This is a genomic window from Stenotrophomonas sp. SAU14A_NAIMI4_5, assembly GCF_003086795.1.
Classification (GTDB): domain Bacteria; phylum Pseudomonadota; class Gammaproteobacteria; order Xanthomonadales; family Xanthomonadaceae; genus Stenotrophomonas.
This window is the reverse complement of record NZ_CP026003.1, coordinates 1,652,754-1,666,379: the sequence shown is the minus strand read 5'-3', so window position 1 is coordinate 1,666,379 and position 13,626 is coordinate 1,652,754. Positions and strand designations below refer to the sequence as shown.

The 13,626-nt window shown below is 63.9% G+C and carries 9 protein-coding genes and 1 tRNA gene; 1 reads left to right on the top strand and 9 read right to left on the bottom strand.

Annotated elements, in window-relative coordinates:
* Positions 1–53: 53 nt before the first annotated feature.
* On the top strand, positions 54–509 hold the full coding sequence (locus tag C1925_RS07870; RefSeq protein WP_254051407.1) for a GspH/FimT family pseudopilin: 456 nt from the start codon (positions 54–56) through the stop codon (positions 507–509).
* A gap of 56 nt (positions 510–565) precedes the next feature.
* Here the strand turns inward: C1925_RS07870 and C1925_RS07865 are convergent.
* The 9 genes from C1925_RS07865 to C1925_RS07825 all read right to left on the bottom strand — a co-directional run bounded on the left by C1925_RS07865 (position 566) and on the right by C1925_RS07825 (position 13,440).
* Positions 566–642, bottom strand: a tRNA-Asn gene (locus tag C1925_RS07865).
* A 47-nt stretch (positions 643–689) separates the two neighbouring features.
* Positions 690–1,103: a type IV pilin protein gene (locus C1925_RS07860; protein ID WP_108768402.1), complete on the bottom strand. Its 414-nt coding sequence runs from the start codon at positions 1,101–1,103 to the stop codon at positions 690–692.
* Between the two features lie 22 nt (positions 1,104–1,125).
* Positions 1,126–5,745, bottom strand: coding sequence for a PilC/PilY family type IV pilus protein (locus C1925_RS07855; RefSeq protein ID WP_108768401.1), 4,620 nt, complete (start codon positions 5,743–5,745; stop codon positions 1,126–1,128).
* Complete coding sequence (locus tag C1925_RS07850) at positions 5,742–6,227, bottom strand: PilX N-terminal domain-containing pilus assembly protein (protein ID WP_108768400.1); 486 nt, start codon at positions 6,225–6,227, stop codon at positions 5,742–5,744. Before C1925_RS07850 ends, C1925_RS07855 begins: the two co-directional genes overlap by 4 nt.
* A gap of 7 nt (positions 6,228–6,234) precedes the next feature.
* The gene (locus C1925_RS07845; protein WP_108768399.1) at positions 6,235–7,428 is read right to left on the bottom strand and encodes a PilW family protein; all 1,194 of its coding nucleotides are present in this window, start codon (positions 7,426–7,428) and stop codon (positions 6,235–6,237) included.
* Positions 7,425–7,865 carry a type IV pilus modification protein PilV gene (gene pilV / locus C1925_RS07840; RefSeq protein WP_108768398.1) on the bottom strand — a complete coding sequence of 147 codons (441 nt, stop codon included), beginning with the start codon at positions 7,863–7,865 and terminating at the stop codon, positions 7,425–7,427. Before pilV ends, C1925_RS07845 begins: the two co-directional genes overlap by 4 nt.
* A gap of 26 nt (positions 7,866–7,891) precedes the next feature.
* The gene (locus C1925_RS07835; RefSeq protein ID WP_108768397.1) at positions 7,892–8,410 is read right to left on the bottom strand and encodes a Tfp pilus assembly protein FimT/FimU; all 519 of its coding nucleotides are present in this window, start codon (positions 8,408–8,410) and stop codon (positions 7,892–7,894) included.
* A 196-nt stretch (positions 8,411–8,606) separates the two neighbouring features.
* Positions 8,607–9,995, bottom strand: coding sequence for a nucleotide 5'-monophosphate nucleosidase PpnN (ppnN, locus tag C1925_RS07830; RefSeq protein ID WP_108768396.1), 1,389 nt, complete (start codon positions 9,993–9,995; stop codon positions 8,607–8,609).
* 250 nt (positions 9,996–10,245) lie between these two features.
* A complete protein-coding gene (locus C1925_RS07825; protein ID WP_108768395.1) occupies positions 10,246–13,440 on the bottom strand; it encodes a carboxypeptidase regulatory-like domain-containing protein in 3,195 nt (1,064 codons plus the stop codon).
* Between the last annotated feature and the right edge of the window lie 186 nt (positions 13,441–13,626).

The window sequence follows — 13,626 nt, the reverse complement described above, 5'->3', positions numbered from 1 at the left end:
ACCCGCCCCACCCCGCGCCGGGGTTCCATCTGACGGAACTCCTGCTGGTCGTCATGCTGCTGGCCGTCCTGCTCACGCTCGCATGGGGTCCCTGGCAGCGCCTGGTGGCACGCCTGCGCGCGGACACCCTGCGCGCCGAGCTCACCGGCAGCCTGGTGCTGGCGCGCTCTACGGCGGTGACCCAGCGCAGGCGGGTCACCGTCTGTGGCTCGCTCGACGGCATGTCCTGCAGCCAGGAATGGAGCCACGGCTGGCTGGTGCGTACGGAAGACTCACCGTGGGGAGCAGCACCGGGCAAGGTCGTGCATGTGCGCGACCGGCAACCGGGCGGCATCAAGGTCCAATCCAGCCAGCACCGCCCTCATGTGCAGTTCCTGCCGGACGGACGCAATGCAGGCACCAACCAGTCCCTCGTGCTGTGCGTGGACGGGCGCGAGCACAGCCGTGTGGTCATCAACGTGACCGGCCGGGTACGCAGCGAGCGCCCCCGATCACCCGCCGACTGCTGAGGCGGCGGCAGAGCAACAACGAAAAAAGCCGCGATTTCTCGCGGCTTTTTCGAATCTGGCGCCCGAAGTTGGACTCGAACCAACGACCCCCTGATTAACAGTCAAGTGCTCTAACCGGCTGAGCTATTCGGGCGGGGAGGCGCATTCTAGACGGTCATTGCAGGGGATGCAACACCCACTTCACCAGCAGCCGGCGACTTTCGCCGCAGTGGGCGTCTTGCGCCCGGCCTGATCCAGAGTCAGGGTGCCGCACTTGTCCTTGTCCTGCCCCGTCGCCGGCACCGCCTGCAGGGTGAAGGCCGATGCAGTGGCCTTCCCGCTCAACGAAATCGTGTAGCGCGACGTGCCATCACGCGGCGACTGCTCGAACGGCAGCGTCGCCCCCGCATAGGTGTTCTGCACGGTGTGGAAACGCTCCAGCTGCTGGGCAATCTCAACCAGATCGGCCTTGGCCTGGGCGCGGCGCGAACGCAGCACGTACTCGCTGTAGGACGGGATCGCGATGGCGGCAAGGATCGCCACCACCGCTACCGTGATCATCAGCTCGATGAGGGTGAAACCACGCGCCGTGCGCGAGAACGAGTTGATCTTCATACGATGCTCTCCGGCAACCTCATCAGCGGATCTGGCGCCAGGACTGGCGACCACAGGGGCGCGGCATGTACATGGCATCTGCGCCAGGGGCGCGCAGCACGAAGGTGCATGCTTCGGCGTCCAACAGCTGCTGGACGGTGCAGGTGGCCTTGGTCGGATCGCACGGCGTCAGCTTGGGCACGAAGATACTGGTGTCCTTCACCGGCGGCCCCTGCGCCGGTGCACCGCCCTTGTTCAGAGCTACCGCGCCGCAATTTCCGGTACACACCGGTGATCCGTTGATGCTGGTACTGAGGCCGCTCATGGCGCCACCACCAGTCAACAGGTTCAGGCCATACAGCCAGTTGACGCCGCCACCACTGCCGCAAATGGCAGTACCAGGCACATAGGTTGTGAAGAAGACCGAGCCGTTCTGGATGTTGGGATTGCCAACGAAACGCTCGCCGTCAAGTGTGCTGCCTACGACCAGATCGACGTACCAACCTCGAACATCACCATAGACGAACTCGTTGCGAGTCACTGCGCGCCCTGAGTAACCTGCGCTCGCAGTGGTGGTCGTGACGCTCTGCCCCTGCAGCACGCTGCGCCCGCTGACAGCGGTCTTCAGATTGTCCCAGATGCCATACAGGCTCTGCACTGGCGAGGAACTGCTGACCGCATTGTCATCGGCAGCAAAGTACTGGCCGGTACCAAAGTAGATGCTGACGCCACCCGACGGCCCGCTGGTCACCTCGATGCCGCTCATGATCGGCTGCACCTTGTTGTCACGCACCGCGGTGAACAGCGGCGCGCCATCCAGCGCGACCCCCCAGTTGTTGATGTTGGTGTCGGACAGGTCGAACTTCCAGAGGTTGCCCTGCATGTCGCCGCCGTACACCGTGTCGGTAATGCCGTCGTTATTCTTCAGCGCGACCGGCGCCAGGTTGATCAGGCCATTGCGAACGGCGTAACCGGCACCGCTGGGTGAGATGCGGCGCAACACCTTGCCCGTGGCCACATCGACCACAAACAGGACCGGCTTGCCGCTGGTCGAATTGACGCCGTTGCCGAACAGCGCCACGAAGCGCGGCTGCCCGCCTGCCGTAGTGCCCGTGGCCGGCACCACTACCGGCTTGCCCAGTACGAAACCGAGGTCTGACTCGGTTTTACCCGAAACTTCCCAGAGCACGTTGCTGGCACCGAAGGTGGTCGGGCTACCGATGTCCAGGCCGAACACCGAGCCATTGCTGGCCCTGCCGCTGTACGGCGCAACCGAAGATCCGCCACCACCGGTGGTCCCCACCAGCACGGTGCGCCACTTGCTGCCGTCATAGATGTCGGACGAGGTCAACGGACCATCCACGTAATAGCGATGGCCATATTTCGGATTGGCCAGCTCGGCGATGTGCTGCAGCGCCGTGGACGGGATGAATGCCAGCTCCTCGTTGCCTGCGGCCGTGGTGTCGGACGCGTTGAAGCCATGCAGCATGCCGTCGTTGGCACCCACGTAGACCATGGTCGGCGGGCCACTCGTAGCACTCTTGTTTTCCAGGAACGTGACATAGGCCGCGCCGAGGGTCTTCTTCCACTCGGTGGCATTGCTGGCCCATACCGAGTAACCGTAGTCATCTCGCTTGGAGACGACCTCGGTAGTGGAGTTCACGATGTCACCCAGCGGCGACGTGCGCGACCGGAAGCCGCTGATCGCAGAGCCGCGCAGGTAGCTGACCAGATTCTCGGACGTCTTTCCGGTGTACCAGTCCGGGCGCGTGACCAGGCCCATCGTGGCGACCTTGGCATTGCTGTCGGCGCCCGGCATGTTGCCGGAAGTGAACTCAGCCACCTTTGCCGCAGTCACGGTGCCATTGGTGTCCGTGCTGGTGGGCGCCGTGGCCATGTAGATGCGTCTGGTGGACGAGGCAATCTTGTTCGATGCCTTCCACAGTTCGGTACCGTCAGTGCCAGTACTGGTAACCCGTGTCGCGATGACATCACCGGTCCAGTCGTTACTGCCCGACGGCACGCGGAAGTGAGAAGCGACAGTGAACGAGCCGGTGCTGATGCGTGCGCCCGAGCCATCGCCACCGACGGGGGCATCGCCCTGGGCCGCGCTGTCGAAGATCTCTTCCAGCGCCTGCTTCAGTTTGGTCGGGTTGCGGGCCAGGAAGTAGTTGTCCGGCACACCCTTTTTCTTGCTGTCCCAAGCCTTGCCACCGGCCGGAACACCATACTTGGCGGCGTACCAGAGCGGGCTTTCGAGCTGGCCAGCGGCACCGGTGGATGCCTTGTATTTGATGACGACCGGCTTCTGCCAATTGTTGGGGAAGTTGTTGGTGTTGGTCAGCACCGAGTTGTTGGAATCACCCGGACGCAGCGCAAGGCGCTGAACCGTGGTCGCGGCATTGGAACCGGTGATCGTGTAGCCGGTCAGCATCGCGTTGCCGGCGTAGGCCGACAGGTTCTCGATGCGGATCAGGACCTCGTCCTCGGCGGGGGTGCTGATCAGGCCATTGGTGTTACAGATCGCGGCATTGTTTGCGGCGCTCACGCTCTTGCTGGTATCTGCACGCCAGCAGATGTTGTTGATGCCGGTGCTGTCCGTGCAGGTGGAACCCACGCAGTAGCTCAGCATGGCAACGACGTCGTTGTCGTGGTCATTGCCCCACAGCGAGTCTTCCCAGACCAGCGAGAAACTACCCGACTTGCCATCGGCACGGTAGGGCCGCCCGTACACCAGATTGCTACCGGTGCTGTTGGCGGTCTTGGTACCGATGCCAACCGAACCCAGGAAGCAGCTGCGCCAGCCACTGGAGGCCTGCGTCGCGCTGCCGCTGTTGTTTGCCTGACACAGAGGCGCCAGGCCGATCTTGCTGTTGCCTACCGCGATTTCGAACTGCGGCAGGGTCTCCGCCATGGCGACGGTATAGGTGGTGGCCGTGACTTTGTAACTGGAAGGCTTGCCTTGTACGCCAGGGCGAAGGTCGGTCGCAGCTGCGCCCTTCGCCATGCCTGCCATAAGGTAGCTGCCTTCCATGCTTGGAATATCGGGGCAGATACCACGTGCCGTACTCAGACCATTGATGGTTCGGCCCTGACAGATGTCTTCGTGGGTGTTATTGGCGTCGGTGGCGGTGGCGGTATCACGCCCGACCATCCACGATTTGCCGGAAATGCCGTCGCCAGTGCCGATGGCATTGGTCTGCGCAGCAGCATCGATCTGCTGCGGCAGCGTGCCGATGTTGTCGCCGTCGAAGGACGGCAGGCCGGACGACAGCACCAGGATGTTGCAGGTCGCGCAGTAGGAGTTGCCGCCATTGGCCGGCAGCGCATAGGGATCCTTCCACGCGAGGCCGGTGGGCAGGCCGCTCAGGTCGGTTCCACTGTTGTAGCTGGTGGTCTTGGTCGAGTTGCCGATGTAACGCAGCGCCTCGGCATACATTTCGGCAAGCGGGTTACCCCAGGCACTGCACTTCTGCGAGCCGCTGCCCGGGTTATCCAGGATGCGCGCCTTGTCGGTGCCGGCGCGATTGAGGATGCCGTAGTTGTTGCAGTCGTTCCAGTTGCTGCTCCAGTTCCATTGATCGATGCGGAAATTGGAGATCGTATTGATGATGCCTTCGGTGCCGCTGGTCAGCGTATTGCAGAAACGGCCATTGGACAGATTGATTTCATCACCGGCGGCGCAGAAAGCCGTGCCGTTGCCGGCGATCTTGCCGATGTTACGGCGCAGCACGCCACCGTCACGGGGGCTGGAATAGGTGCCGCTGATGAGGCCGAAACGCAGGCGACCACTCTCACCATAGGTCTGCAGCACGCCGGCCGGCTTATAGCGGTCGGTCGCACCATCGTTGTACTTGCGGCAATAGCCCTCGCGCAGGGCGGCACTGGTGGATGCGCAGACTTCAGCACGGACCGTATAGTCGCTCGTGGTTCTCGGGGTATCCGCGCCACCATCACCAGAGCGATTGACGCCGCACTGGTAAGACGCCGTCGAGGCCCACTCCGACCAGTTGCCGGACGCAACACGCATGAGCGGCGCACCGTTGGAGGCAATGGTGGAGTTGCAGAAGGACTGCGTGCCCGTCAACGGCGCGAAGCTGCCGATGTCGGCACCACTGTAGACCTTGACCCAGGCGTGCAGATCGCTCGGAATCTGCGCGCGTTCGATTACGGTCTTGTCCAGATCGTCAGTAGAGCGCTGGCCGCCGTAGAGAACGCTGCGCATCACGTCCAGCCGGCTCATGGTGATCCAGTTCAGGAAATTGCCCGACCATGCGGAGCTGCAGCTGTGCTTGTTGGTACCGCCCGCAGCAGCGGATGCCTTGAACACGCCACCAGAGTACGCGTAGCAGAGATTGGAATCGAAGTACCCGCCGTACTCGAACGTATCAAGGTAGGTGGTGTCGAGGATCCCATCGTCGTTCAGATCGCTGTAATCGCTGTACGCCTTGTTGAACAGCTGCTCGTCGCGCGACATCACCATCATCATCAGCGGCGGCTGGCTCTGCTTGGTGTACAGCGGCTCTTGGGCGATGTCGTAGTCGCCGAGGGCCGCATGCAGCGGGATGATCAGCGCGGCCAGGCCGGCAAGTACGGCCAGGCCCGCACCGGCACGGAGCCAGGTGGAGGGGCGCAGGCGAAGAAAGCGTTGGTCGTTGTTCATGGGATGAAGACCGTGTCGATGACAGCGCTGGCAGTTGCGTCGGTGGCCTGGTCACTGGCAAGCGCCGTGACCTGGTAGATGTTTCCGGTTTCTTCGTTGGCCTTTTCGCCGATACGTCGGCTGGAGGCGGCGAAGCATTTGTCGATGCGCCGGGTGTACTGGGATGACGTCTTGGTGATCCCGTTGGCCCACGTCAGCGGATCGTAGGTCGGGCTGCACTCCTCCTGGTTCGCCCTGTACACGTTGGCGCCGCTGTCCAGTGCGGTTTCAATGGTCGCTTCGGTCGAGCGCGCGCTCGATTCCGCGTTCTGAAACGCCAGATTCGTGCGCAGGTAGTTGGACGCCATGCGCTCCTGCATGCTGGTGACCTGCATGCCGGCAATGCCGATCAGCGCAAGCAGGATCAGCATGATCAGCGCCACATAGAGCACCGCACCACGCTGGCGTTGCGGGAAGGCGGGTTGGGATCGTGGCGTACGCATCTTGACCTCAATTGCCGTAAAGGCGGTTACGCAGCGCGACGGTGGTCTGGTAGACCGCACGCATGCGCCTGTCGGTAGGTGTGGTATAGGTCACGCCCATGCCGATCAGGGCAGCCGCGCCGTCCCCTTGGCGCGCCGATGCAGGGTCCGGGCTGGACATCAACAGACCGATCTGCACCGCGCCGACACGACGCCATGCCAGCTGGACATCACTGGGCAACGATTCCTGGACGGCCTTGGCGGTTCCCTGGCGATCGACATAGCCTGACGGCGAAATGGTGTCCAGGTTGCGATCCTGGCCATACAGCAGCTGCAGGTTGTCCACACCCTCGACCAGCGGCTCGGGAGCGCCGGCAGCAAGATCACCGCCGGGCGTGGCACTGAAGCGCACGCGATACAGAGAGCTCTGCTTCGTGTCTGCGTCGTAACCGACGTAGTAGACGGCACTTTCTGCCCGGTAGAGGTTGGCCTGGCCTACCGTGTAGCCTTGGACGAAAGTTCGCGAAGCGTTGAGCTTGCCCGTGTTGAAGGTGATGCTTGCGGTGCCGGTATTGACCGCACTGGCCTGGAACACGGTGGCCGACGAGCAGTCCGCCACGCCATACAGACCTGGGTTGGTCATGCCACTGCGCAGCACCGACAGACGCGAGGCATCGAAATTGAAGACCGGCTTGGAAGCGTCGCCGCCCATTGAGGTGACCGGCACGCCGTCGGGCATCAGGTAGCGCAGCGCGATGATGTCACTGCCATTGACCCGGTTGGTCAGCGCCTTGGCAATGGCATCTGGCAGCGCCGGCGTGTAGTCCGTGCCGCCGGTCGACGGCGTTGCTGCGATCGTAAGCGTCTTGCCCGGCTCGGTGCCGTTGGCCTCGTAACCCTGGATAGACCGGTTGAAGTCAAGCACCGGATTGGTGCCATCCAGCGTCGAACGCAGGGAAATCCGCGTCGGCGAGGTGTGCGCCTGGTCGTTCACGCAACCGAAGTGCCCGACCATGCGGATCTCGCGCTGCAGGGTGTCCATGGCGAAGCGGCTGTTTTCCTGCACCCGCGCGAGGCCTTCGGAAAGGCGGTAGGCCTCGCGCGATGCGGCAAACACCTGCACGACAGCCAGCATGATGATCAGGCCGATCACCATCGAGATCATCAACTCGATCAGCGACAGGCCGCGGGCAGCGCCACGAAAGCGGTAGGCGTCATTCACAGTCGGGTACTCGCACTGAAGGTGGTATCGGCGGCGTCGGCCTTCCAGCGGTCGTCGCCCCAGGTCACCTGCACGGTGTACAGGGTCCCGGCGCGGCTGACCTTCGCCTTGGCCCCCTCGCCCAGCGACTTGCCCATGCGGCAGCGCCAGTCGGTCATGTAAGTGTCCTTGGCGATGTCCTTGCCGGTCGGCGGCGAGCAGTTGCTGGTGGTCGCGGTGTAGTCGCCCAGGTAGAAGGCAGCCCCCACCCGGTTGGCACGGATCTGGTCGAGCAGTTCGTAGCTCAGGTTGGTCGCCTGTGTACGGAAGTTCGCACTCTGCACGTAGCGCACGTTCATTGTCTGCAGCAGGGCGAAGCCAAGCAGGCCGAAGCCAAGCACCAGGATCGCGATCAGCACTTCGATCAGGGTGAAGCCCTGCTGGGTGCGGGGACGCATCGGGAATCGACGGAACGGTCTGGGCTTCACTTGCATGCTTCCTTCTGCAGCCGGACCTGTCCGGTAAGCGAGACGATCATCCGCCGCTGCAACGGCTGACCGCCGCAGTCGGCCGGGCGCAGGGTGATGTTGCTGACGGCGGCAGCACGGCTGCGGCCGCGCGGGTCGAAGGCGATGCTGAGTGCCTCGCCCGATGCGCCCTTCATCTGCGGGCGCGCTTCGGCATAGCGCAGCACGGGCTCATCCTTGTCGTAGGCGCCATTACCGTTGGTGTCATTCCAGACCATCCAGCCGTCCGCCCAGCTGGCGCCGTCACAGGCAGTGCCGTCCTTGGACGCGCACACCGCGCCGCCGCGGGTACCGCGGATCGCCTCGGAACGGGCCAGCGACAGCGCAGCAATCAGCTCATTGGCCGTCGTGGCCATCCGATTGGAACGGATGGTGCTCTGGAAACTGGGATAGGCAATCGCGGTCAGGATTGCCAGCACGGCAATCGTGATCATCAGCTCGACCAGCGTGAAGCCCTTGGACCGGCGCAGTGACATGGAACGCTCCCCAGCGTGTTGGTGGCCACGATGGCGCACCCGGGTGCCGCCGGCAAGCGGCGGCAGGATGAACGGTCAGAACGGGGCGACGGGCGTCAAAGCGTTGACACGCCCTGCCCTGCTGGCGGCCCCTGGATGGGGTCGGAGCCCCTTCGGGGATCCGACCCCGGGCGGCCCGGCAGGCCGCCCCGGCCGGTCAGGCCAGCACCTGGTAGCAGGGCTGGTATTCGCCGGAGATCTTCATCCGGCGCTGCTCGACGAAGGCGCGCAGCAGCGCGTCCAGGGCCTGCATCATGTCGGCGTCGCCGTGGATCTGGAACGGCCCGAACTCCTCGATGCGGCGCATGCCGTCTTCCTTCACGTTGCCGGCCACGATACCGGAGAACGCCCGGCGCAGGTCGGCCGCCAGCGCATGCGGTGCACGTCCGTGGTGCAGGTCCAGCGCGGCCATCGCCTCGTGGGTCGGCACGAACGGCTGCTGGTACTCCCACGGGATCTCGATGGACCAGTTGAAGAAGAACGAATCCTTCTGCGCCAGGCGGTGCTCGCGCACCTGCTTGATGCCGCTGGCCATCTTGCGGGCCACCGCCACCGGGTCACCGATGATGATCTCGTAGCGCTCGGCCGCGGCATCACCCAGGGTCAGGCGGATGAAGCGGTCGATCTGCTCGAAGTACGGCGCGGCCACGGTCGGGCCGGTCAGGATCAGCGGGAACGGCAGGTCCTTGTTCTCCTCGCGCAGCAGGATGCCGAGCAGGTACAGGATCTCCTCGGCCGTGCCGACGCCGCCGGCGAACACGATGATGCCGTGGCCGATGCGGACGAAGGCCTCAAGGCGCTTCTCGATGTCCGGCATGATGACCAGGTGGTTGACGATCGGATTCGGCGACTCGGCGGCGATGATGCCCGGCTCGGTCAGGCCGATGTAGCGGGTGGCCGTCTTGCGCTGCTTGGCATGGGCGATCGTGGCGCCCTTCATCGGGCCCTTCATCGCGCCCGGGCCGCAGCCGGTGCAGATGTCCAGGCCGCGCAGGCCCAGCTCGTAGCCAACCTGCTTGGTGTACAGGTACTCGTCGCGGCCGATCGAGTGGCCGCCCCAGCAGACCACCAGGTTCGGGTCGCCCGGGTTCAGGATGCGCGCGTTGCGCAGCAGGCCGAACACCGCGTTGGTGATGCCTTCCGAGGATTCCAGCTCGGCCGCGTAGGCCGGGCCCATCTCGATGGCCATGTAGGCCAGGTCGCGGACCACCGCGAACAGCAGTTCGGCCACGCCGCGGATGATCTCGCCGTCGACGAAGGCCATCGCCGGGGCGTTGACCAGGTCGATGCGCACGCCGCGATCCTGCTGCGCCACCTGGATGTCGAAATCAGGGTAGAGATCACGCGCCGCGCGCGGATCGTCCGAGGCACTGCCGCTGGTCAGCACCGCCAGCGCGCAGCGGCGCAGCAGCTCGTGCATGCCGCCACCGGAGGCATCGCGCAGGCGCGCGACCTCGGCCCGCGACAGCACATCCAGCCCACCGCGCGGGTAGATCCGCGCATCCTGCACCGGCAGCGCGCGGGCTGCCTTTTCGTTCGTCGTCATATCCAACTTTTCGCTTCCTTCAAGGTTTCCGACTGTACTGCCGCCCCCTTAAAAAGCAAAACGGCCGGGAAACCCGACCGTTGGATATGTGCTGCCCGCGTTCGCCGTTCCGGGACCGCCAGGCGGCGTAGTGCGCCGCGCACGAGAAGGGATGCTACGCCCCCGCCCGCACGCCCGCAAGGACTTTCGCCTGAACGGAAAACGGCCGGGTTTCCCCGGCCGTTCCGTGTGCAGCAACTACGTCAGTTCATCAGAACTGGTAGCGGAAGCCGACCTGCAGCGACCACTGCGAGACACCGGCGTCGAAGCCGTCGGCATCTTGGTTGGCGACGCTGGTCTTGTCAGCACCAGTGAAGTTGTACACGTACTTGCCGTCGTAGATGCCCTGCAGGGTTGCAACACGGCTGTTGGCGAAGAAGCCGTAGTCGTAGATGTTGCCCCACTTCTTGTTCAGCATGTTGCCGACGTTCTGGATGTCGACCCACACTTCCGACTTGTGGCCCTTCATGAAGCCCGGCAGCTGCTGGCTGATACGGATGTCGAAGGTGTTGATCCAGCCGGTACGGAAGCCGTTGGCCGGAGCGACGCTGCCCTGGTACTTCTCCAGCTGCGGGTTGGCAGCCAGCCAATCGTAGAAGTTCTTCTCCATCGCGGCATCCGGCGTGAAGCCGCCGTTCTGGCCCAGCGCGCCAAACAGCACTTCGCCACGCTGCGGCACGTAGAACAGGTCGTTGCCCGAGCGGCCGTCGCCATTGGCGTCGTTCGCGTAGATGTAGCTGAACGGACGACCGCTACGGCCTTCGTACACCAGACCGACCTTGGTTTCGTAATCGCCGAAGAACTTGTGCTTCCAGTTCAGCGAACCAGACAGGCGGTCACGGATCTGGTAACGCGAGGTGTTCAGCTGGTCAGCATTGGCGTCGAAGGCGTACTGGTAGCCCCAGCCCGAACCGGCGGTGGAGCTGGTCAGCGAACCCACTTCCTTTGCGTCGGTGTAGGTGTAGCCCAGGTTCCAGGACCAGTCGCTGTCAGCCGAGAACGGCTTGGCCAGCGAGAAGGTCGCCTGCGAGGTCTGGCCCTTGTGGGTGTTGTCGATCAGGTAGACCGCGTCGAACGCACCGTTGGCACCGAAGCGGACGTCACCGGTGGCCCACTGACGGTTGACGGCAGCCGGGTTGTAGTAGTTGACGCGACCATCAGCGCCGACCTGGCGGCCCGTGCCGAGGTTCAGGTGCTGGTAGTACAGGCCGTCCTTGACCTTGGTGACCAGCAGCTCAGCCGATGCCACGATGCCGTACCACGGCAGCTCGTGATCCAGGGCGATGTTGGCCTTGTAGATCGACGGCAGCTTGAAGTCCTTGCCGACGAAGCTGACGCTCTGGCGCGCCTGGCCCGGAGTGGTCGGAACCGGCTGGTTGTCCTTGTCCGGGCTGAACGGCATGCCGTTGTAACGGGTGATGTTGTAGCCGGTGTAGTTGAAGCCGGTGGTGGAGTAGCTGTTGCTCAGCCACACCTGCGGGGCATCACCCTGGAACAGGCCCACGCCGCCGCGCAGCTGGGTCGGACGATCGCTGTCGAAGGTGTAGTTGAAGCCCAGGCGCGGCTGGATCAGGAAATCACCACCGAAGACCTTGCTGTTGTCGTAACCGAACGCGTTGAGCGCGCCCTGGTTGAAGGCCGGCGCCGGGCTGGTGTCCGGACGGTCGGCACGCACGCCCATGGTCAGGGTCAGGTTGCTGTTGACGTACCAGGTGTCCTGCACGAACAGGGCCAGGTTGCTGAACTTGTAGTCAGCAGCGATCGAGCCCGGCTGGTTTTCCTTGTTGTAGACGTAGGTCTGCCAGATGCCGTTCTGGAAATTGTCCAGGCCGTAGAAGGTGTAGGTGCCCCAGGTGTTGGCGCCGAAGTAGTTGTAGATGTCGTTGGTGTCGTACGAAGCACCGAACTTGACGTCGTGGTCGCCCAGGGTCCAGGTAGCCGCAGCGTAGTAGTTCCACGCCTTGGTCTGCAGGATGTTGTCCTGCGAGTTGGCTTCGGTACCCAGGTACAGCGAGTCACCCTGCGGGGTGGTCGCGTTGCGCGGGAAATAGATGCGGATGCTCGGCGCGTCGGTCGACACTTCGCGGATGGCCGAGTACTCGCGGTACGAAGCCTTCAGCTCGGTCGAGAAGTTGTCGCTCCAGTCACTGAACAGCTGGGCGACGTAGCTCTCGTTGGTCTTGGCGTGCTGGTACCAGTACGAGCTCAGCGATGCGGTCGAGGTCGAGTTCATGCCGTTGATGCGCAGCTTGTCCTGCTCAAGCTTGCTGTAACGGATGTTGGCGCGATGGTTCTCGCTGATGTTCCAGTCCAGCTTCAGCGCGTACTCTTCCAGGGTCGTGTCGCCGTTGCTTTCGGTGCCGCCGGCATCGAAGCCGTAGACGTCCTTGGCAATCTGCTGCGCACGGGTGACGTCAGCCATGGTGAAGTTGGCATTGGCCTTGCCCAGCGCGGTGCCGGAGATGTCGGCGCCCGGAGCGGCCTGCTCGAACTTCTCATAGTTGGCGAAGAAGAACAGCTTGTCCTTGACCAGCGGACCACCCAGGGTCATGCCGTAGGTCTTTTCCTTGGTGAAGCCCTTGAACGGCTGGCCTTCCGGATTGTCACCGAACCAGTCGCCGTCACGGTAGGTGCCGTACACCGAACCGTGGAATTCATTGGTACCGGACTTGGTCACCGCGTTGACGGTGGCACCGGCGGCGGCAGCGATGCTGACGTCGTAGTTGGACAGGTTGATGTCCAGCGCTTCGATGGCTTCCATCGCGACCGGCTGGCGGCGGGTCGGCATGTTGTTGCCTTCCAGGCCGAAGGTGTCGCTGGCCGAGACGCCGTCGATGTTGATCGAGTTGAAGCGCGGGTTCTGGCCACCGGCCGAGATCGAGCCCGAAGCGCGGTCGATGAAGGTCACGCGCGGGTCAAGGCGCATCAGATCCTGGATGTTGCCGCCGATGGACGGCGCAACTTCGATCTGCTGCTGGCTGAGGTTGGTGCCCGAGCCCATCTTGGTGGCGCTGAACACTTCCGAGCCGCCGCCGACGGCGGTGACCTGCACGGTGTCCAGGTTGGTGGCAGCAGCCAGGTCACCGGCCAGGGTGGCGTTGATGGTGCCGGTCTGGTTCACGCCCAGGTAGACGCCATCTTCGGTCTTGGTGCCTTCACCCGGCTTGGTGATGGTGATCGAGTACGGACCACCCACGCGCAGGCCGCGGGCGTTGTAGCGACCGGCCGCATCGGTGGTGGCACGCGAAACGGTGCCCGACTCGGTGTGGGTGATGGTGACTTCAGCGCCGGCGACGGGCTGGCCGGCGCGGGAGATCACCTGGCCGCCGACACCGGCAGAGGTGCTCTGGGCGAAGGCGGGGGCGGCGGCGAGTGCAGCCACGAGACCAAGGGTAAGCTTGGACATCCGGAGTGGGTGGGTCATTTTTCGGTAGCCTCGATGCGAGTTGGCGATGGCGGAAAAAAAGCGCATCCAACCAGCCTTGCGGGCGGCTGACTGGACATTTATCTGGGGTTCCCTACCGTGAACGGCAGCCGCCGCAACGGTTAACACTAGATTAACACGCTACGCCATCATTGTGACGGTTGTGCG